The sequence below is a fragment of the Embleya sp. NPDC127516 genome (assembly GCF_044765325.1).
Taxonomy (GTDB): Bacteria; Actinomycetota; Actinomycetes; order Streptomycetales; family Streptomycetaceae; genus Embleya.
The window spans coordinates 17,673-37,993 of the sequence record NZ_JBIWJT010000006.1; the positions used below are offsets into that span (position 1 = coordinate 17,673).

Here is a 20,321-nt window from a genome sequence, read left to right on the forward strand (position 1 = left end):
TACCGGGTCGCCCGACCCGGTCCGCCCCGCCCGCTCCGTACCGGGTCGCCTGGCCCGCGACCCGGCACGGCCCGGGATGCTAACCGGCTCGGCAGGTCTCCAGGGCCACCGGCAGGAAGGGCCGGCCCTTGACGTTGAGCTTGCGGTAGATCCGGGTCAGGTGTTGCTCGACGGTGCCGGTGGTGATGTGCAGTTCGTCGGCGATCTGCCGGTTGGTGTAGCCGCGTACCGCCAGCCGGCCCACCCGGCATTCGGCCGTGCTCAGCGACCCGGTGTCCACCGGCTCGGCGAAGGTACGGACCGGCCCGGACAAGGTCGGCGGCCGGGTCGGCTCACCGCCGCCCGCGCTCCGCAGCAGTGGCTCCGCGCCGCAGATCATCGCCAGACCGGTCGCCTGGCGCCGAGCCATCCGGGCCCGGGTGGGATCCCCCAGTGCCTGGTGGGCGTCACCCAGATCGGCCAGACAGTACGCCAGTTCGAGCTGGTCACCGGAATCCAGGAGCAGATCGCCCGCCCGGGTCAACACCTTGGGACGTTCCGCGGGCGACAGGGTGGCGGCCAACGCCCGTAGCGAGATGCCGTGCGTACGGGTGCCCCGGGTGTCGGTCAGCGCGAGTTGTTCCTCGGCCAACTCCCGGGCCCGACGGCGCCGTCCCAACCGCAGGTGCGCCAGCGCCGACTCGCTGCGCCAGGGCACCAGCGCCGGCAGGTCCATCTGCCAGCTCCGCATCAGTTCGCCGCACGCGGTGAAGTCGCGCAGCGCCGCCGAGGGCCGGTCACCGGCCATGTGATGTCGGCCTCTGGCGTGCAGGTAGTGCAGCCCGGCCCGGGTCTCGTACATCGCCTCCGGGATCGGATGGGCCAGGTAGCGGGCGGCCGTGTCCAGGTCGCCGCGCATCGTCTCGGCCAGGACCAGCCAGGCCAGCGGTCCGCCGATGCCGATCCCCCAGCTCTGTGGGGACAGGCAGGCCAGCGCGGTCAGCGCGGTGTCGGCACTGGCCCCCAGGTCGCCGAGCCGGAAGTCCACGCTCGCCTTGATCGCCCGCAGCAGCGCCTGCCGGTTGGGCGCGGTGCGCCGGTCGGCCTGCTCGATCAGCCGGTCGGTCCACACCCGCGCCTTGGGCAACTCGTCCGAGTACAGCAGCGCGAGCAGCGCGGAGGCCATCGCGTCCTCGGTGCGATCGCCGAGATGACAGTTCTGCAGCACCTGCTCGGCGGCGTACACGGTGCTCTCGTCCGAGCGCCCGGTGAGCACCGCGGAGAGCACCTCGACCGCCTGCACCTGCGGGTTCATCACCGTGGGGTGGCCAGGATCCAACGGCGGTCCCAGGCCGGAGTCCGCGGCGTAGACCACCGCGGGCGGATGGAGCACGAACAGCGACTGGTGGGCGACGTGGTAGCCGGCGGCGGCGTGCCGGTCGGCCTCGTCGGTGGCCCGGAACAGCTCGAACATCAGGCCGATCACCTCGGCGGCCTCCTCCGAGCGGCCGTGCCACAACAGGTGCCTGGCCAGTGCGAGTCCGTCCCGCCGCCCCAGGTGTCCGTCCCGCAACGCCTGGGTGAGCGCGGTCAGATGGCGGGCCGCGGCCGACGGGTCCACCCGCCATTCCATCTGGGCCAGCTCCGCGGTGACCGTCGCGCGGATACCCTCGTCGACGCTGCATCTGCGGGCGTGGTTGAGGCATTCGATGGCGAAGTCGATCTCGTCGCCCAGGGCCGCCTGTTCGGCCGCCTCGCGCAGCGCGGCCACCGCCCAGCCCTGCCCGACCGGTTCGGCCGCGATCAGCCGTTCGGCAATCCGGCGCGCCGACGCCCCGGTCTCGTGCAGCAGGTTCGCGGCCTGCCCGGACAGGTCCGCCCGGTGGGTGAAGTCGTGGTCGGCCAGCACGATCGCCTCGATCGCCGGATGCCGGAACCGTTCCCCGTCCAGCAGCCCCGCGCCGCGCAGCGTCTTCATCGCGCCCGCGGCGTCCTCGGAGCCGATCTGGATCAGTTCGCCCACCAGCGCGGGAGCGGCCGGCGACCCCAGCACCGCGATCGCGCGGGCCACCTCGCCGTCCAGCGGCGCGCCGTGGTGCAGACAGGCCAACACCGCTTCGCGGAACGATTCGCCCATCACCACGCCGTCCGCCTGGCGGACGGCCCCGGGCAGGGTGGTGGGCAGGTCGTCGACCAGGGCGTGCACCAGACGCGGATTGCCGCCGCTGAGCGCGTGGCAGCGCACCCCCAGGCCCTGCGCGCCGACCGCGCCCAGCCGCTGCTCCAGGATGTTGGCTACGCCCACCGGGGACAGCGCCCGCAACCGGACGTGGTGGCCGAAGGGCCGGTCGACGAACCCCGCCCACGAGGTGGGGTCGAGCCGCTTGCCCAGGTTCAGGTCGCTGCAGATCATCAGGATCCGGGCCACCCGAAGCCGATTCGCCAGGTAGAACAGCAGCTTGCGGGAGGCGAGGTCGGCGTGCTGGAAGTCGTCGACCATGACCACGAGCGGCTGCAGCTCGGCCAGCCGCAGGAACAGCTCGAAGAGTTCGTAGGCGGGGTGACCGAGGCTGATCGGCGTCTCCGGCCCGGCGGCCGTCGCCTCCTCGATCAACCGGGGTACGTGCTCACCGATCGTGTCCGGGACCTTGGCGCTGTGGAAGAGCTGACTGAGCAGTCCGAAGGGAAGGTCCGCCTCCACCGGTGACCCGGTGGCCACCAGGAGCAGTACGTCCGATCCCGTCACCCGACCGGTGAATTGCGAGAGTAAGGCCGTTTTGCCGATGCCGGGTGGTCCGGTGACTACTGCGACGCCTCCTTTCCCCTGACGACATCCGATCATTAAGTTATTGAGCCGGGAGAAATCCTTTTCTCGTTCCACCAATTTCACTGTGACCCCCTGAGAACCAATCTCGTCGCACTTCCGGACGCGCGAAACATCCCCGTGCCGCGCCGTCGCTTGAACCGAGTAGTTCGTGAGGAATCATTCTACGCGCCCACACGCGGGAACCGGAGGGCTGCCCGAAATTGAGATGATTACGGGTGATCCAGGATGAAAGAAGGCCATCTGCGCCCGATGGCCGAAAGGCCCACTTTTGCAGTCATCCGATCGATCCCACGAGTATTCCGGAGCGCGTTCGTAGCAAACGGTTAACCCGCCGGACTCGTCATGGAAACCGATCCCGTGCACTGATATTCCGGCCACCACAGGGTTGGCCTGCGTCGATTTACGGCCAATCCCCGGCCACATTCGGACGCGCCGCCGGCGACATCCGCCCGGCTCCGCGCACCGACCCGACGACCCGCCGGCCGAAATGGGCGCCTGCACGGCACCGAATCCGATGCCATCGCGCTGGTCAGCGGCGGAACCGGAGCATTTCGGAGACCGCGCCGACGACCCGACCCACCCCCTCGTCGGCGACCGATCCGCCAACCGACCGGATATTCCGCGCAGCGGAATTCCGCTTGCCGAGTACCGCCGCGAGCCGCCGGGACAGGGATTGCAAATCCGTACCGATATCCGCTCCGAGGAAGTGTGACGAATCACCCGACATTCGACCGATCGACGCTCTCCACCGCACCGGCTCGACGGCCCGACGACAGTGGTTGCGGTATCGACAATTCACGGGCGGAATCACCGGTCGGATATCGCGGACAGCAGCTCACGACGTACGCACTCGGGCGCCAATCCGTGCAATTGCACACCAGCACGGGCGTAGCGCTTGTGCCCGCATAATCCGTGTGATCCAGGTGGATGGCGCGGCGCGGGCGCGAAAACGGGCCGGCTCGGAGTCGAGCCGGCCCGTGATACCGCGGACGAATTACCCGTTGGTCACTTCTCCAGGTCGGGACGCAACCGCAGGGCCAGTGCCGCGGCGCTGTCCAACGACTTCTCGCTGATGCCGTAGACGACGCCCACGGTGTCCTGGTCGACCCACACGCACGTGGGCAGCGCCTTGCCGCCCGATCGGATCTCGGTGCAGCGCAGCACACCGCCCATGCTGCCGGGGTCCATCTCGCGGACACCGCCGAGGCCCGAGGACTTCTCCTCGGCCCCTTCCTGCATCCCCTCGATGAGCTGGTCCATCACCGTCGTCGGCGACATGAACGGCGACGGGTTGGCCATCACCATCACCAGCGCGGTCGGCGTGGCGTCCCCGGCCGCACCGTAGGCGGCGACCTTGGAACCGGGCACCGCCTGCCGCCGGATCGAGGTCTGGAGCGGATACGCGTCGTCGCCCATCCGGTCCAGGCCACCCGCCCGGGCCGGGGTGTCCACGGTGCGCTTGGTCGTGGACGACTTGGACGACGTGGCCGGCGGCCGGGTCGGCAACTCCGGCGGCCCCGGCACTCGCGAGGTGGGCGACGTGGTCGGCCGGTCGCTCGCCGAGACCGACGACGTCGGCTTCGCCACCGGGTCCTTGTCGTCGGAGGAGAACGCTCCGGTGGCACCCAGCACGGCGACGGTCCCCACCGCCACCACGCCCACCACGGCCGCGACGATCACCCCGACCTTCGGGCCCCGACGCCCCGGCGGCTGCGGAATCCCGTATCCGGGCGGTCCGTACATCGGCTGCCCCGGAGGCTGCGGAGCGCCATAGGGGTGGACACCCGGCTGCAGCGCCCCGGGTGGGGGGCCGTAGGGCCCGTAGGGCTGACCTTGGGGCTGCCCGTACGGCTGACCCTGGGACTGCGCCCCGTACGATCCGGGCGGCGGCCCGTAGGGCCCACCACCGGGCGGCGGCTGCTCGCCTCCCGCCGGCTGCTGAAACGACACGATCCACTTCCCCGTTTCGACCACGACGCCGATCGCCGCCCCGACATCCTGCCTCACCGCCACGACACCCCCACCGGGTGGTCCCGCCCGTCGGGCACCCGGTCGCCTCGGGCTCCCACCCATGTGGGGCCCGACACCTGGGGGTCTTCCGGGGACGGACGACGACGCACGAGCGCGAACGCGACGCCCCCGAGTCATACGACTCGGGCCCGGTTGGGGGGATTTCGTGGAGTGTCGCGGGCGGAGAGGGGGCGATGGTCGGCGGGAGGAGAGCGGGGTCGGTACGGTGATCGACGCGGCGTTTGCGTCGGAGGTGCCGGGCGGTGGTCGCGGTACGGGGTGAATTCGGGACAGGAACACGGGGGGGCGCGATCGTCATGACGCACTCATTGCCACCGCAGGGCTCGGTGCGGGGCTCCGGCCCGGGGCAGGCGCCACCACCGTGGGGCGCGCCGGCGGAACCTCGGCCGGCCCGCGGGCCGGCCGCGCCGCGCAGCGGTCTGGTGATCGTGGTGAGCGTGCTGATCGTCGCGGCCTCGGCCGCCGCGATCACGTTCCTGGTGTTGTGGCTGCACAACGTGGGCCAGTCGGTGGGCCACGTGGACCGGAGCGACTTCAAGGACCTGCCGGGCCCGCGCGACGTCGGCCTCGGCGCCCCGGTGATATCCGGCACGTCGGGAGGCACCGCGTGAGCACCCCGCAGTACCCGCCCGGCCCAGACAGCCCGAACAGCCCGGACGACGCACACAACCCGTGGGACGAGCAACGACGCTCGCACGCCCGGCAGTCCGTGCCGCCCCCCTTCGCGCCACCGGGCCAGGCCCAGGCACCCCCGGCGTTCGCACCGCCGTCGTCGGGCCAGGCGCCACCGCCCTTCGCACCGCCCGCCTCCTCGTCACCGGCCCGACCACAGCCGTCGGGCCCCGGCCCGGGCCCCGGTCACGCGCAGCCGCAGCCATCGCCCCAGCCGCACATCCCGGCCCAGGCGCAGCCGCCGTCGCACGCGCGCCCGGCGGCACAACCGCACTCACGCCCCGCGCCGTTCCCGAATGCCTCGGGTGGCGGCTTCGTGGCCAATCCCAACCTGCCCCTGCACGACCCGCATCCCCAACCCGGGCCGCACCCGCACACCCCCGGGTACGGCGGCCCGGCCGGACCGGGCTCGGCCCTCCCGCCGACCCCCGCGCCGATGCCGCTGCAACCGGCGCCCTCGGACCACCACTTCGTTTTCGGCCCGCCGCTCGCCCCGGACCGGATCCGGCCCGCGCGCGATCGCCCGGTCCTGCTGCGCACCGCGATCCTGGCCCTGCTGGTGCTCGCCCTCGCCGGCGTCGGCGCGGTCCGGCAGGCCGTGCTGCACGGCGACGAGTACGGCAACACCGGCGAACACGTGTCGGTCGCCTGGGCGTTGAAGGAGGGTCGGGACGGCCCCAAGCCGGTGTCGACGGCGGGCTCGGACGTACGCACGCTGGAGGGCACCTGGTTCCAGGGCGACACCGTGGTGCGTTCCGAACGCACCCGCGTGGTCGCGTACCGCGTGGACAGCGGGGCCACCGTCTGGGAGAAGCCGCTCCCGAACGGCGCCGCGATGTGCGCGGCCGGCGCCGAGACCGACGGGCCGATCGCCGTCGTCGTCTACGGAGTCGGCACCGCCTGCGACCGGATCGCGGGCATCGACATCACGTCGGGCACCGAGGTGTGGGCCAAACCGCGCACCGCCAAGGGCCCCGCGGCCCTGGAACGCCTGGCCGTCTCGCGCGGCGTGGCGGTCAGCGGCGACACCGCGTTCCGGATCAGGGACGGCACCCAACTGTGGGTGGCCGACCGCACCTTCGCGGTCGGTTGTCAGGTCACCGGCTTCCGCGGCGGGGCCGCGCTGGTGGCCAACGGCCGGTGCGGGAGCACGGACGCGGTGTGGGCGGTCGATCCGCTCACCGGCAAGCCGGCCTGGGTGCACAAGCTGCCCACGGAGGGCACGGTGCTCGCGGGCACCTCACCGGTGGTCGCCACCTCCCCCGTGATCGTCGACGAGCCGACCGCGCCGGGCGGCCCGGCCAGGCTGACCGTGTTGACCGAACGCGGCGAGCCCGCCTACACGATCGACGCGGGCGGCCCGCTGGTCGACGACACCCGCGGCGACGCGCGCGAGGACAAGCGCGACACCTCGCCGCGCGTACTCGCCGACGAGCGCACGATCTACGTGCCCGGCAACAACGGCCGGTCCGTGCACGCGTCGAACACGCCCGGAGCGAACCAGATCGTGGCCGTCGACCGGCAGACCGGTCGGGTGCGCTGGATCTCCGCGCTGCCGGCCGCCGTCAAGGTGGTGGGCCTGAGCGTGGACAGCAAGGCCGCGCCGATCGCGGTCGCCCCCGACGGCGCCCTGCGGGTGTGGGTCAACGCGCGCGGCAGCAAGCCGCCGCGCCTGGTCCGCTTCGACCCGCAGAACGGCCACATCCGGGTCCTCGCCGAGTACCCCCTGCGGCTGGGCGTCTCCCTCGCCGAGGCCATGCCCAAGCCGTTCGAACACGACGGCCGGCTCTTCCTGGTCGACGAGAGCACCGCCGGCCTCGGCTACCGGCTGATCACCGGCAGCATCCGCGGCAAGTCCTAGCCGGCACGAGAACACCGAGGCCCCGAGCCCGGATGCCCGTCCATCGGGCGCCCGCGCTCGGGGCCTCGGCGGATCCGACCGGGGCCCCGGACAAGGAGGCCCCGACCCGAACTCAGGCCACTCCCTGGGCGGTCGCGCGCGTCTGCGGCGATCGCGATCCCCACGGGCCGCTGCGCCAGGTGATCCCGTTCCAACGGCCGAGGCGGCGGATCTCCCAGACGCTCAACGCGGTGATGATCACCGAACCGCCCACGCCGACCACGGCCTTGATGTTGCCCGGCACGATATCGGATCCCGCGAACAGCGGGTTGTCGGTCTTGACCAGCATGTCGGTCAGGGTGAACGTCCAGGCCAGCCACATCGCCATCAGCGCGGGCAACATCGGGTGGCCGTCCGCCGCGGAGAACAGGTGCTGCGCCACCTGCCAGATCGCCACCAGGGCGAATCCGAAGACCCAGATCCCGGCGACCATGGACACCCAGGACAACACCAGTTGGACCATCGTGCCGTCGGTGCGCAGCGTGTTGGTGTTCGCCCCCAGCCCCGCGCCCTTGCGGCATCCCCAGGCCAACGCGAGGCCCAGCCCCGGAACCACCAGGAACAACCCGACCGTGCGGACCGGGTGGATCAGTTGGCGCAGGGTCAGCGAGCGCAGGTGCGGCCGGGCGCAGAGCACCAGGAGGCAGCCGATCAGCACGATGCCGACGATGCCGTACAGCGGCAGCAGCACCATCCGGCGGACCATCGCGGACGCCAGTTCGGCGACCACCTGCGCCCCCTGGATCTTGGTGGTGGTGCCGGCGGCCGCGCCCGAGGAGTGCGTGCGCTCCTGGTACAGCCCGCGCAGGAACACGGCCAGCACGATCATCAGGCCGAGCCACGCGCGCACCCGATTGAGGTTGCCCATCAGCCCGTCCGGCTTCCCGATCCGGTGCGCCGGGCGCAACATCCGGTGCGCCAGGACACCCGGGACGACCACGGAGGCGACGTTGGCGATCCGGCGCCGCTCGATCTGCGCGGGTGTCTCGGTCGCCGCGTGCGCGGGCGTGTGCCCGGGTGGGTATGGGTGTGGAAGCGTGTGTGCTTGGTGGCCGGCATGGGCCATCGGTCGGAACCTCCCCGCAGAACGACCGGCTCGGGCCGCACCACGTTAGCAACGCGCGCCGGCTGCCGGCGGAGGTCGGTCCGCCCGGCCGGCTCAGCCGGCGGCAGCCGCGCCGATCCGCGGCGCGATGCCCGCCAGTTCGGCCAGTCGCCGGGCCGATCGCAACCGGCCGGCCCGGTCGTGCGAGCTGGTGGTGACCAGGAACTCGTCCGCGTCCGTGCGGGCGAACAGGCCGGCCAGCTCGCCGGCGACGGTCTCCGCGGTGCCGTGGATCTGGTCCCGGAGCGCGGCGTCCAGGTGTTCCCGCTCGCGCGTGGTCATCGCCGTCGCCCGGATGCGCTCGGCCGGGAGCAGCGGCGGGAAGGTGCCCTTGGTGCGCGAGTACGCGGCCGCCCACGCCTCGGGCAGGAGCAGGTCGTACGCCGCCGCCTCGGTGTCCGCGATCGCGATCGTGCCGGCCACCACGACGTAGGGTCGCGTCGACCACGCGGACGGCCGGAAGGCGGCCCGGTAGCGCTCGATCGCGGCGAGCATGCGTTCCTCGCCGATCGCCGCGGCGACCACGAGCGGCACCCCGGCGGCGGCGGCGTGGTCCGCGCCCGCCCCGGTGGCCAGCACGAACGGGGCCGGCCGCAATCCCTCGGCGGGGCGCGCGTGCACCCCGGGGTGCACGTCCTGGGTGCCCAGGAAGTAGCCGAGCAGTTCGGCCAACCGATCCGGGAAGTCCTCCGCGGCGTCCTTGCCCCGGCCCAGCGCGGCGCGGATCCCGTCGGTGAAGCCCACCGAGCGGCCCACGCCCAGGTCGATCCGGCCCGGGTACAGCGACTCCAGCACGCCGAACTGCTCGGCCACCACCAGCGGTTGGTGGTTGGGCAACATCACCCCGCCGGTCCCGACCCGGATCCGCTCGGTGACCGCGGCCACCGCGGCGGCCAGCACGGTGGGTGCCGACCCGGCCACGCCCGGCACACTGTGGTGCTCCGCGACCCAGAAGCGGTGGTACCCCAGCCGCTCCACCTCCCGGGCGAAGGCCACGGCGTGGCGCAGCGCCGACGCGGGGTGCTCCCCTTCCAGGGTGAGCGACCTGTCGAGCACGGAGAACCGGACACCCGGCGGCAACACGTTCACACGAATCCCAACACGCACACGGGCCGGGAATTCCCGCCGCGCCGGGTCGCTCGCACCCGGTCGTACCGCCGCGAACCCACAAGCACGCGGGCACGCGGGCACCGAACCGCCCGAGCACCCGGCACCCGGCACCCGGCACCCGGCACCCACAGGGACATCCCCGAGTTCTCCCCTGCGGGATGCGCGTCGGCGGACGCGTCCTTCCCGGGGATGTCCCCCGCTCGCCCGGCCTGCGGATGATCCGCCGCCGGGCGCCGGCAACCGGTGGCCCCTCCGGTGCCGGAGTCGTCACGGCCCGCCGCGCGGCCTCAGCGCTCGGCCAGATAGGCCGCCGCCACCGCCCGCAGGTGGTCGTGCCGGCCCTCGTAGGCCCGGTGTCGTCCGAGCACGGCCTTGGGCAGCTTGCCGACCATCGTGTAGTTGGTGTCGCACACGTTGGCGGCCGGGGCCAGGCCGGCCTGGCTGACGAGCTGGTAGGCGTCCAGCAGTTCCAGGTCGAGCAGCTCCGCCGTCCAGCCCACGAGATCGCGTTGGCTGATCCGGAAGGCGTCCTCGAGCGGGCGGGCCGACCCGGTGGTGAGCAGGTGGTCGTCGTTCTCCAGGCGCGGCGACACCGGCGCGCCGCCCTTGATCAGGTCGACCACGATCACCGTGCGCATCGCTGCCTCGACCGCCGTCCCGCACAGTTCGCCCTCGCCTTGGCGGGCGTGGCCGTCGCCGATCGAGAGCATGCCGCCCGCGACGTTGACGCCGAAGTACGCGGTGGTGCCGGCCCGCATCTCGGGGGTGTCCATGTTGCCGCCGTGCGCGCCCGGGGTGATCGACATCAGCGTCTCACCCGCGGCGGGCGCCACCCCGACCGTGCCGTGCATCGGGTCCAGCGGGAGGTCCACGACGAAGTCGCTCTCCCGAGCCCGGAATCGGCAGATGCCCGCGTCGGCGTCCAGGTCGTAGACCCACACCCGTTCCTCCAGCGCCTCGTGCAGCATCGCCGTGGTGGGCGTGGCGGTGAGCGCGCCGAAGTGCGGGAACGTGGTGGAGATGCCCCAGTCGCGCGCGGGTGCGATGTCCACGAAGTGCACCGCGAGGGTGTCCCCGGGTTCGGCGCCCTCGACCGCGATCGGTCCGGTGACGGGGTTGAGATAGGGGAAGGTGCACACCGCGCTGGGCAGGTCGTCGATGCCCTTGACGTTCCCGCCGAAGCAGTCCTCGGTGGACAGTTCCACGATGGTGCCGGGGCGGACCGTCACCAGCGGGCGGCGCCCGCCGAAGGTGTAGGCGTACTGGTGGTAGGTCGGCTGCAGGGAGACGACTTCGAGCAGGGTCATACGGGTTCCTCGACCTGGTCGATGGCGGAGATTTTCGGCCGGCGGCCCGCCAGGACCAGACCGGAGAGCAGGGCGAGGCCGATCGCGAACCAGATCGTGCCCAGTCGTTTCGCGTCGCCGTCGGCGTTGTAGACGACGTAGGCCAGGATCGCGAAGCCCAGCGAGGGCGCGATCAGGTGCCGCCAGTAGTCCCGGCTCTTGTGCCGGATCAGGTAGTGCACGACCACCGACACGTGCAGCACCAGGAACGTGGTGAGCGCGCCGATGTTGACCAGGCTGCTCAGCGTGGTGATGCCGTCGTCGCGGGTGCTGGTGTACAGGCCCAGGGCGAGCGAGATCACGGCGGTGAGCAGCGTGGCGTTGACCGGGACCCGGTGCTTGGGGTGCACCTTGGCCAGGAAGGACGGCAGTTGCCGGTCCCGGGCCATCGCGTACAGCAGGCGTGAGGTCGCGGCCTGGGCGACCAGCGAGTTGGCGAAGCCCCACGCGATCGCGGTGGCCACGGCGGTGAGCTTGGCCAGCCAGCCGCCCGCCGCGACCCGGGCCGCGTCGTAGAACGCGGTGCCGTCCGGGTCGCCCTTGTCGATCAGCGTCCCGGGGTCGGGCACCAGCAGCGAGGCGATCCAGGTCTGCGCGATGAACAACGTCCCGGCCAGCAGCAGCGCGGCGACCATCGACCGGCCGATGGCCTTGGCCGAGTCCTTGTTCTCCTCGGACAACATGGAGATGCCGTCGAAGCCCAGGAAGCTCAGCGCCGCGATCGAGACGGCGCCGAAGACCAGGCTCCAGGAGAAGGTGTCGCTGTTGTAGATCGGGGTGAAGTCGAAGCCGCGGCCCTTGCCGTCCATCAGCGCGACCACGCCGATCACGATGAACAGGACCAGGATGATCAGTTCGCCGATCAGCATGATCTTGTTGACCTTGGCGGTCATCTCGACGCCGAGGTAGTTCACCGCCGTGTTCAGCAGCACGAACCCGACCACCCACATCCACACCGGGATGGACGTGACCAGCGAGTTCATCGCGACGGCGGCGATCAGGTAGAGCAGGCCGGGCACCAGGATGTAGTCGAGCAGGATCATCCAGCCGGCCAGGAAGCCCACCGGGGCGGCGATGCCTCGGCCGGCGTAGGAGTACACCGATCCGGCCATCGGGAAGGCCTGGGACATCTGCGCGTAGGACAACGCGGTGAACATCATCGCGACCATGCCGATGACGTACGCGAGCGCGACCATGCCGCCGGAGCCCTGGAACACGCCGCCGAAGATGCCGAACGGCGCGATCGGGACCATGAAGACCAGGCCGTACACGAGCAGGTCGCGGAAACTCAGGGACCGGCGGAGTTCTTGCTTGTAGCCGTACTTCTCGATCGACGCGGGGCTTCCGGTCGGGTCCGGTCTGCCGGGGGACTCGGGTCTGCCGGTCGACTCGGGTCTCCCGGTCGATCCGCGCGTGGGGACTTCGCTCATGGTGGTCTCTCCTCGGGACGACCCCGAGGGGTCACGGAGAAACCCTAGAACCAGTTATTTCCAAATGGAAGTACTTTCTCGTCGCGGCAGCACAACGAAATCCAGCCCTTCCGCTCGGGCCAGGTACACCTGCCTGCGCGGCGGCCCCAGCGACGACCGCGCCCACGCCCCTCGCGCGGCGGCCGGATCGGCGTCGAACAATCGGCGCACCGCCGCCGCCAACCCGTCCGGCGCCAGTTCGTCCCGCGCGGCCAACGCCGCGACCAGGTGCAGCCCGTCGTACAGGCCCTCGGCGTAGGCGTCCAACACCGGCGCCTGCGCGCCGAACAGGGACCGGTGCCGCTCGGCCAGGCCCAGCCGGCGATCGTCGGTCTGCGACGCGAAGGACTGCATCACCGCGTACATCGCACCGGTGTCGTCGCCGCCGTAGGCCAACAGCCCGTTCTCCTCCAGCGCCCCGGACAGCCGGACCAGGATGCGATCCAGCCCTGCGTGCCGCAGTGCCCGGTTGAAGTCGACCAGGTCGCGGCCGATCAGGCTGAGCAGCAGCGCGTCGGCGCGGGCGACCCGCAGCCCGGCCAACAACTCGTCCAGGCCCGCGCGTACCGCCCCGAAGGCCACCCGTCGCTCGTACACCACGCTGCTGTGCGCGTGTGTGATCAACCGCGTGGCGGCCGCGTGGATGGCCTGCGGCCAGATGTAGTCGTTGCCGATCAGCGCCCACCGGCGCAGCCGATGGTGCTCGGTCAGCCACCCGATCGACTCACGCAGTTGGCGCATCGGGTCGACTCCCGTGCACACCACCCCGGGCAGCCGACCGCCGCCCTCGTGCGGCGGGGTGAAGACGTACGGCGTCCGGCCGCTCACCACCGACTCGATCGCGCGGTGCACGTCGCTGGTGTGGAAGCCGACCAGTACGTCCACCGCACCCGCCGAGCCGAGCAGTTCGACCTGCGCCGCGACCTTCTCGGGCGGGCCGCCGGCGTCCACCAGGACCAGTTCCACCGGGCGGTCGCGCACCCCGCAGGCGGTGTTGATCTCGTACGCCGCGAGCAGCGCCGCGTCCACCGCCGAGGGCCCGATGATCCCGAGCGGCCCGGACTGGGGCACCACCAGGCCCACTCGAAGCACCTGGGGATTCCGGTCGGAATGCAGCGCGTCGAGCGGCTCGATCAAGACTGTGTCGACGCTCATCAGGCGAGTAAGTATGCTCCTGGAACCGGCCCGGTGAAGGGGTGATGCGCATGTCCGCCGGCGAACTCGCCGAACGAGCCGTCGCCCGACCGCCCCTGGCCGAGCTGCTGACCATCGCGCAGCGCCGCCTGACCCGCACCCTGACCCTCGTGTTGGCCGAGGAGAACTGCACCCTCGACCAGTGGCTCGTGCTGCGCGCCGTCGGCGAGGGCGACGGCCGGCTGATGGGCGACCTGGCGCAGAGCCTGCTGATCCCGCACGCCAGCCTGACCCGGATCGTGGACGCGCTGGTGGACGACGGCTGGATCTACCGACGCCAGTCCGGCGTGGACCGCCGCCGGATCGCCGCGCACCTGTCCCGGCGCGGGCGCCACCGCCTCGCCCGGTTGGACGCGCTGGCCCAGGCACACGAGGCGGCCGTGCGCGCGGCGTGTGCCGGCGACGATCCGGCCGCACTCCTCGAGTTCCTGGCCGGTCCGGACGCCGACTGAGCCGGCCGGGCCGACCCGCGCGGGCCGATCCACCCGCCCGAACCACGCGATGCCGAACCGCGCGACGAGGCGCCGGCGTGGCCCGGCTCGCCCACCCGCCCGGCGCCGCCCCGCGCGTCAGTGCGCCGCGTCAGTACGCCGCCAGGAACCGCGCGGTCACCCCCACACCCTTCGCCGCCACATCCGCCGGCACCCCGCTCGCCACGATCCGGCCGCCGTTGGCGCCGCCGCCCGGACCGAGGTCGATCATCCAGTCCGCGCCGGCGATCACGTCCGGGTCGTGTTCGACCACCACGACCGTGTTGCCCGCCGCGACCAGACCGTGCAACTGGCGCATCAACAGCTCGACATCGGCCGGATGCAGCCCGGCCGTCGGCTCGTCCAGCACGTACAGCGTGTGCCCGCGCCGGGCCCGTTGCAGCTCACTGGCCAACTTGATCCGCTGCGCCTCGCCGCCGGAGAGCTCGGTCGCGGGCTGTCCCAGTCGCAGGTAGCCCAGGCCCACCTCGCGCAACGTGGTCAGACTGCGCGCGGCGGCCGGCACCTCGGCGAGGAAGTCGGCGGCGGCGTCCACCGTCAGCCCGAGCACGTCCGCGACGCTCAGCCCCCGGTACGTCACCTCCAGCGTCGGCGGGTTGTAGCGCGCGCCGTGGCAGGTCGGACACGGCGCGTACGTCCCGGGCAGGAACAGCAGCTCCACCGCGACGAAGCCCTCCCCCGAACACGTCTCGCATCGGCCGCCGTCCACATTGAAGGAGAACCGGCTCGCGGTCCACCCGCGCTCGCGCGCCGCGTCGGTGTCCGCGAAGAGCCTGCGCACCGTGTCGAACAGGCCGGTGTAGGTGGCCAGGTTCGAGCGCGGGGTGCGCCCGATCGGCTTCTGGTCCACCCGCACCAGCCGATCGACCACGTCCAGGCCCTCCACCGCGCGAATCTCGCCCGACTCCTGCCGCCGGTCCTCGTCCTCCTCCGGCCGGGTGCCCAGGTGATCCGCCGTCACCTCCGCCAACACCCCGCCGACCAGGCTGGACTTGCCCGAGCCGGACACCCCGGTGACCACGGTGAACACGCCCAGCGGGAAGCGCACGTCCACATCGCGCAGGTTGTGCAGGGTCACCCCGGTCAGCGTCACCCACCCGGTGGGCGACAGCGGCTCCCGGATCGCCGCCGGGCCGGTCCGGAACAGGTATCGGCGGGTCGCCGAGTCGGCCACCTCGCGCAGCCCGGCCGGCGGGCCGCTGTACAGGATCCGGCCGCCGCCCTCGCCCGCGCCGGGCCCGACGTCCACGAGCCAGCCCGCGCGGCGCGCCACCGTCATCCGGTGTTCCACCACGAACAACGAATTGCCTGCCGCGCGCAGCCGGTCGAGCACCACGAGCAGCGCCTCGGTGTCCGCCGCGTGCAATCCCGCGGACGGCTCGTCCAGCACGTACACCACCCCGAACAGGCCCGACCGGAGCTGGGTGGCCAGCCGCAACCGCTGGAGTTCGCCCGAGGAGAGCGTCGGCGTCTCCCGATCCATGCTCAGGTAGCCGAGCCCCAGCTCGACCAGCACCGCGATCCGCGCCACCAGGTCCGTACAGATCGTCGCGGCCGGCTCGCCGTCGGCCTCCGCGCCGGCCAACACCTTCGCCGCCTCGGCCAGCGGCAGCGCGACCAGCGCGGCGATGTCGTACCCCGCGAAGGTCACCGCCAAGGATTCCGGCCGCAGCCGCCGGCCGTGGCACACCGGGCACGGCCCACTGCGCAGGAAACGCTCGACCCGCCTGCGCTGCGTCGCGCTCTTGGAGGTCGCGAACGTCTTCAGCACGATCCGCCGCGCGCTGCTGTACGTGCCCTGGTAGTCGCGTTGGATCCGGCTCGCGTCGCGCACCGGACGCACGGTGACCACGGGCTGGTCGTCGGTGAACAGGATCCAGTCCCGCTCGACCTTCGGCAGCTCGCGCCACGGCCGGTCCACGTCGTAGCCGAGGGTGGCCAGGATGTCCCGCAGGTTCTTCCCGTACCAGGCGCCCGGCCACGCGGCGATCGCACCGTCCCGGATCGATCTGCCCGGGTCCGGGACCAGCGACTCCTCGCTCACCTCGTGCACCCGACCCAGGCCGTGGCAGTTCGGACAGGCGCCGGCGACGGTGTTCGGCGAGAACGCGTCCGAGTCCACCCGCCGCGCGTCGGGCGGGTAGTGGCCGGCCCGGGAGAACAACATCCGCAGCGAGTTGGACAGCGTCGTCAGGGTGCCCACCGTCGAGCGCGAGGTCGGCGCCGAGCGCTGTTGGCGCAGCGCGATGGCCGGCGGCAGTCCGCTGATCTCGTCCACGTGCGGCGCGCCGACCTGCTGGATCAGTCGCCGGGCGTACGGGGCGATCGATTCGAAATACCGCCGTTGTGCCTCCGCGTACAGCGTGCCGAACGCGAGCGAGGACTTCCCGGAGCCGGAGACCCCGGTGAACACGACGAACGTGTCGCGCGGGATGTCCACGTCCACGTCGCGCAGGTTGTGCTCACGCGCGCCGCGTACCCGCACATAGGGGTCGTGTTCGGTCATCGCGCTGCTCCTCGGGGTGCCGGGCCGAAGGTTGTCGTATGCCCGCCGGCGGGCGGTCCGCAACCGCGCCGGTCGGGTCGGCCCGGCCGCGGGGCCGCGGCAAAGGTGATCGTCGGCTCTGGTGATCGTCGGGATCCGCCGTTACGGTCGGCCCGCCGGGTGGTCCGGTGCCGAGGAGCAGCGTTGCGAGGGGGCGTCGATGGCGCTGGAGACGATCGATCCGCGGACACCGGTGCTGGTGGGCGCCGGGGTGGCGAATCAGCGCCTGGCCGAGGCGGGCGCCGGGGTCGGCGAGCTGGAGTTGATGGCCCGGGCCGTCGAGGACGCCGCCGACGGCCTGGGCGGCCTGTTGCGGGCGGTGCGGCATGTGCTGGTCCCGCGCGGGACGTGGCGGCACGGCGATCCGGGACGGTGGCTGGCGAACCGGTTCAAGATCGTCGACGCGCACAGCACGCTGGCCGAACTCGGGGTGTTGCAGCAGTCGTTGATCAGCCGGGCCTGCGCCGACATCGCCGCCGGGCGGGCGGACGTGGTCCTGGTGGTGGGCGGCGAGGCGGCCCACCGGCGGTTGCGGGCGAGGATCGCCGGGGTCGAGCTCGCGGATCCGGTCGCGGACGGGGTGCCCGACACGGTCTGGGCGCCGGGTGCGGACATCCTGGCCCGGGTCGAGATCGATCGCCATCTGGCCGTGCCGGCCCGGCAGTACGCGGTGATGGAGTCCGCGATCGGCGCGGCGCGCGGGTTGTCGCCGGCGGACAACGCGCGCGAGATCGCCGCGCTGTGGCAGGGCTTCTCGGCCGTCGCGGCCGACGCCGGGCACTCGGTGCGCGGTCGCGCGCTGCGCGAAGACGAGTTGTTGTCCCCCGAGGGGCGCAACGCGTGGCTGGCCGACCCGTACACCAAGTGGCACTGCTCGCAGATGAACGTCGACCAGGCTGCCGCGCTGCTGCTGTGTTCGGCGGAGACCGCGCGGCGGTTCGGGGTCGAGCGCGGGCGGTGGGTGTTCCCGACCATGGCGGCCGAGGCGAACACGATGGTGCCGCTGGTGGCCCGACCGGACCTGGACCGCTCCCCGGGGTTCGCGGCGGTCGGCGCGGCGCTGGGCTCCGGGGTGGGGGACACGACCCACGTTGACCTGTACAGCTGCTTCCCGGCGGCGGTGCGCATCCAGCAGCGCGAGTTGGGTCTGACCGAGCGTGCCGGCCGGGCGTTGACCGGTACGGGCGGGATGGCCTTCGCCGGGGGGCCGCTCAACAACTACGTGCTCCAGGCCACGGTCGAGGTCGCGGCGAACGTGCTCGCGGGTGGGGACGGGCTGGTGACCGCCGTGTCGGGGATGGTGACCAAGCAGGCCGGCGCGCTGTGGGCGGGCCGCCCCGCCGCCGGCGGTTTCCGGGCGGTGGACGTCAGTGCCGAGTTGCCGGCCCGGCCGGTGGACGCGGACTACGCGGGCCCGGCGGACGTGGTGGGCTGCACGGTGGCGTTCGAGCAGGGCGAGCCGGCGGTGGCGATCGCGGTGGTCGAGGGCACGGGCGGCGTGCGATCGGTGGCCTCCTCGACGGACGCCGACGTGCTGGCGTCCATGCGCACCGACCCGTGGATCGGCCGGTCGGTGCGGGTGCGCGGCGACACGTTCTCGATCTGACCGGTCGTGCTCGCCTTGGACCGGCGTGATCGGAGCGCGTCGGGGCAGGTGAGAGGGCGTGGGGTCGTCGGTGTCGCGGGCGGGGCGCTGCCGCCGGTGCTCCCGAGGAACGGTCGATGACAGTGACCATCCCGTTGGGATGCCGTGGGGGGACACGATGGTCAGGGTTCTTCTCGCCGAGGACATGCTCATGCTGCGTCGGGCGCTGGTGTCGTTACTGGAACTGGAGCCCGACATCGAGGTCGTCGCCGAGGTCGATTGCGGAGATCTCATCCTGCCGGTGGCGCTCGAGGTGCGCCCCGAGGTCGCGGTGTTGGACATCGATCTGCCGGGTCTGGACGGCATTCGGGCGGCCCGGCTGCTGCACGAGCGGTTGCCCGAGTGCCGCACGGTGATCCTGACCAGCCTGGGCCGGCCGGGCAATCTGCGGCGGGCGCTGGCCGCGCACGCCTCGGGGTTCCTGCTCAAGGACGCCGATCCGGACCAACTGACCGCCGCCATCCGCGCGGTGGCCGCCGGTGAGCAGGTGATCGATCCGCAGTTGGCGGTGGCCACGCTCCAGGCGGCGGAGAATCCGTTGAGCGCGCGGGAGACCGAGGTGTTGCGGTTGGCCGCCGAGGGGGTGGACGTGCCGGAGATCGCGCGCGGCCTGTTCCTCTCCGCCGGGACGGTACGCAACTACCTGACCACGACGGTGACCAAGCTCAACGCCCGCAATCGTATGGACGCGGTGCGGATCGCGCGCGACTCCGGCTGGTTGTGACGCGCGTCGACCGGCCGCGCGGCGTCACCGGCCCGGGGAGCCGCCGACCGCGGTGTCCCACCCCGCGTTCCGATCGGGATCGGCCTCCGCGTTAACCGGCAGTTCCGCCGTCAGTTCGAACCAGCCGTCCGCACGGGTGGCCGCGGTCAGCGTCCCGCCCAGGGCCAGCACCCGGGTGGCCATGTTGCGCAGCCCGCTGCCGCCCTCGGTCGCGCCGGCGGCGACCGGCGGCGTCTTGCTCGCGTCGATGCCGTCGTTGGTCAGGGTCAGCCGCACCCGGTCGTGGTCGAGGACCGTTTCGATCACGCAGTGCCGGGCCTTGCTGTGCCGCAGCACGTTGGTGATGCCCTCGCGCAGCACGGTGGCCAGCACCGCGTCCGCGCCGCCCGTGGGCAGGTCCGCGGCGGCGCGCACCCGGGTGTCGATGCCCACCGCGCTCAGCAGCGACTCGGCGGCGGTGATCTCGCGGGTCAGGCTCATGTGCAGGTAACTGCTGGCGACCGAGCGGACGTCGGCCAGCGCCTGCCGGGACGTGTGCAGGATCTCCACGATCTCGGCCTCGGCCCGCGCGGGGTGCAGGCGCACCAGACGGTAGGCGAGTTCGCACTTGAGTGTGATGGTGGACAGGCTGGAACCGAGCAGATCGTGCAGGTCGCGAGCGAAGCGCAGCCGCTCGCGGGTGATCGCGAAGCGGGCCAACTCCTCACGGGCCTCCTGGACTTCGCGCATCAGCTCGGCGAGTCGGCTGAGCCCGTAGACGACCAGCCCGGTCAGCGCGGTGGCGGTGACGTTGTAGGCGAGTTCACCGCCGCCGAAGCCGACCGCGTATTGGATCACTCCGGTGGACACCACGACGGTACCGAAGCACACCCACGCGAGGACGGACTTGAGCACGAGCAGACACGACGCGGCCAGGAACCCGGGCATGCCCAGCCAGGCCGCGCCGAAGAGGGTGAACGGCAGGTAGGTCAGCAGGGCCTGCGCCGCCAGTGTGCGCTCGCGCCGGCCTGCCAGGATCGGCACCCGGGACGGGAACGAGTGGCCCAGTTGCAACGCGAACAGCAGCAACATCAGCGCCAGGCACAACACCAGCGCACCGGCTCCGTGTTCGTCGCGCAGCACATAGGTGAGCGCGACCAGGAAGAAGCCGAGGATCACGATCGCGGTGATCGTCACCGCCGTGCGCGGAGCGAGTTCGGTGTGCGGCGCGGGTCTGTGTCCCGGGCTGATCTCGGGTTCGCGCGCGGGAGTTGCGTGCATCAAGGCTCCTCGCTCGAGGTCGC

14 protein-coding genes are annotated in these 20,321 nt (G+C 72.3%); 5 read left to right on the plus strand and 9 right to left on the minus strand.

What is annotated here, in order from left to right; genetic code table 11:
- Window positions 1–79 precede the first annotated feature (79 nt).
- On the minus strand, window positions 80–2,869 hold the full coding sequence (locus tag ACIRL2_RS13140) for an AAA family ATPase (RefSeq protein WP_402232005.1): 2,790 nt from the start codon (window positions 2,867–2,869) through the stop codon (window positions 80–82).
- A 942-nt stretch (window positions 2,870–3,811) separates the two neighbouring features.
- Complete coding sequence (locus tag ACIRL2_RS13145) at window positions 3,812–4,756, minus strand: hypothetical protein (protein WP_402232006.1); 945 nt, start codon at window positions 4,754–4,756, stop codon at window positions 3,812–3,814.
- 377 nt (window positions 4,757–5,133) lie between these two features.
- Here ACIRL2_RS13145 and ACIRL2_RS13150 point away from each other — a divergent pair, with 377 nt between their 5' ends.
- Together ACIRL2_RS13150 and ACIRL2_RS13155 are read left to right on the plus strand one after the other, a co-directional pair.
- Entirely contained in the window at window positions 5,134–5,448 is a 315-nt protein-coding gene (locus ACIRL2_RS13150; protein ID WP_402232008.1) for a hypothetical protein, read from the plus strand.
- A 377-nt stretch (window positions 5,449–5,825) separates the two neighbouring features.
- Entirely contained in the window at window positions 5,826–7,370 is a 1,545-nt protein-coding gene (locus tag ACIRL2_RS13155; protein WP_402232010.1) for a PQQ-binding-like beta-propeller repeat protein, read from the plus strand.
- A 112-nt stretch (window positions 7,371–7,482) separates the two neighbouring features.
- Here ACIRL2_RS13155 and ACIRL2_RS13160 read toward each other — a convergent pair whose 3' ends face one another.
- From ACIRL2_RS13160 to ACIRL2_RS13180, 5 genes are all read right to left on the minus strand, one after another.
- Complete coding sequence (locus tag ACIRL2_RS13160; protein WP_402232012.1) at window positions 7,483–8,475, minus strand: hypothetical protein; 993 nt, start codon at window positions 8,473–8,475, stop codon at window positions 7,483–7,485.
- A gap of 93 nt (window positions 8,476–8,568) precedes the next feature.
- Complete coding sequence (locus tag ACIRL2_RS13165) at window positions 8,569–9,603, minus strand: MsnO8 family LLM class oxidoreductase (protein WP_402232014.1); 1,035 nt, start codon at window positions 9,601–9,603, stop codon at window positions 8,569–8,571.
- 308 nt (window positions 9,604–9,911) lie between these two features.
- Window positions 9,912–10,931, minus strand: a complete 1,020-nt coding sequence (locus tag ACIRL2_RS13170; RefSeq protein WP_395867186.1) for an acetamidase/formamidase family protein — start codon at window positions 10,929–10,931, stop codon at window positions 9,912–9,914.
- Window positions 10,928–12,400, minus strand: a complete 1,473-nt coding sequence (locus tag ACIRL2_RS13175; RefSeq protein ID WP_395867184.1) for an APC family permease — start codon at window positions 12,398–12,400, stop codon at window positions 10,928–10,930. The genes ACIRL2_RS13170 and ACIRL2_RS13175 overlap by 4 nt, the downstream gene beginning before the upstream one ends.
- Window positions 12,401–12,454: 54 nt before the next feature.
- Window positions 12,455–13,594 (minus strand): substrate-binding domain-containing protein, encoded by a 1,140-nt coding sequence (locus ACIRL2_RS13180; protein ID WP_395867182.1) that lies wholly within the window; start codon window positions 13,592–13,594, stop codon window positions 12,455–12,457.
- A gap of 50 nt (window positions 13,595–13,644) precedes the next feature.
- Here ACIRL2_RS13180 and ACIRL2_RS13185 point away from each other — a divergent pair, with 50 nt between their 5' ends.
- Window positions 13,645–14,085 carry a MarR family winged helix-turn-helix transcriptional regulator gene (locus ACIRL2_RS13185; RefSeq protein WP_402232017.1) on the plus strand — a complete coding sequence of 147 codons (441 nt, stop codon included), beginning with the start codon at window positions 13,645–13,647 and terminating at the stop codon, window positions 14,083–14,085.
- 130 nt (window positions 14,086–14,215) lie between these two features.
- Here the strand turns inward: ACIRL2_RS13185 and ACIRL2_RS13190 are convergent, their stop codons facing one another.
- Window positions 14,216–16,630, minus strand: coding sequence for an ATP-binding cassette domain-containing protein (locus ACIRL2_RS13190; protein WP_402232019.1), 2,415 nt, complete (start codon window positions 16,628–16,630; stop codon window positions 14,216–14,218).
- A 199-nt stretch (window positions 16,631–16,829) separates the two neighbouring features.
- On the opposite strand from ACIRL2_RS13190, the gene ACIRL2_RS13195 reads away from it, so the two are divergent.
- On the plus strand, window positions 16,830–18,275 hold the full coding sequence (locus ACIRL2_RS13195; RefSeq protein WP_402232021.1) for a hypothetical protein: 1,446 nt from the start codon (window positions 16,830–16,832) through the stop codon (window positions 18,273–18,275).
- A 157-nt stretch (window positions 18,276–18,432) separates the two neighbouring features.
- Window positions 18,433–19,038 carry a DNA-binding response regulator gene (locus tag ACIRL2_RS13200; protein ID WP_402232023.1) on the plus strand — a complete coding sequence of 202 codons (606 nt, stop codon included), beginning with the start codon at window positions 18,433–18,435 and terminating at the stop codon, window positions 19,036–19,038.
- A gap of 24 nt (window positions 19,039–19,062) precedes the next feature.
- On the opposite strand, the gene ACIRL2_RS13205 is transcribed toward ACIRL2_RS13200, so the two are convergent.
- The gene (locus ACIRL2_RS13205) at window positions 19,063–20,298 is read right to left on the minus strand and encodes a sensor histidine kinase (RefSeq protein ID WP_402232024.1); all 1,236 of its coding nucleotides are present in this window, start codon (window positions 20,296–20,298) and stop codon (window positions 19,063–19,065) included.
- Between the last annotated feature and the right edge of the window lie 23 nt (window positions 20,299–20,321).

Coding starts and splice junctions, on each gene's coding strand:
- ACIRL2_RS13180 (WP_395867182.1), bottom strand. CDS start 13,594: ATGAGCGTCGACACAGTCTTGATCGAGCCGCTCGACGCGCTGCATTCC.
- ACIRL2_RS13170 (WP_395867186.1), bottom strand. CDS start 10,931: ATGACCCTGCTCGAAGTCGTCTCCCTGCAGCCGACCTACCACCAGTAC.
- ACIRL2_RS13195 (WP_402232021.1), top strand. CDS start 16,830: ATGGCGCTGGAGACGATCGATCCGCGGACACCGGTGCTGGTGGGCGCC.
- ACIRL2_RS13150 (WP_402232008.1), top strand. CDS start 5,134: ATGACGCACTCATTGCCACCGCAGGGCTCGGTGCGGGGCTCCGGCCCG.
- ACIRL2_RS13185 (WP_402232017.1), top strand. CDS start 13,645: ATGTCCGCCGGCGAACTCGCCGAACGAGCCGTCGCCCGACCGCCCCTG.
- ACIRL2_RS13200 (WP_402232023.1), top strand. CDS start 18,433: ATGGTCAGGGTTCTTCTCGCCGAGGACATGCTCATGCTGCGTCGGGCG.
- ACIRL2_RS13205 (WP_402232024.1), bottom strand. CDS start 20,298: ATGCACGCAACTCCCGCGCGCGAACCCGAGATCAGCCCGGGACACAGA.
- ACIRL2_RS13160 (WP_402232012.1), bottom strand. CDS start 8,475: ATGGCCCATGCCGGCCACCAAGCACACACGCTTCCACACCCATACCCA.
- ACIRL2_RS13175 (WP_395867184.1), bottom strand. CDS start 12,400: ATGAGCGAAGTCCCCACGCGCGGATCGACCGGGAGACCCGAGTCGACC.
- ACIRL2_RS13190 (WP_402232019.1), bottom strand. CDS start 16,630: ATGACCGAACACGACCCCTATGTGCGGGTACGCGGCGCGCGTGAGCAC.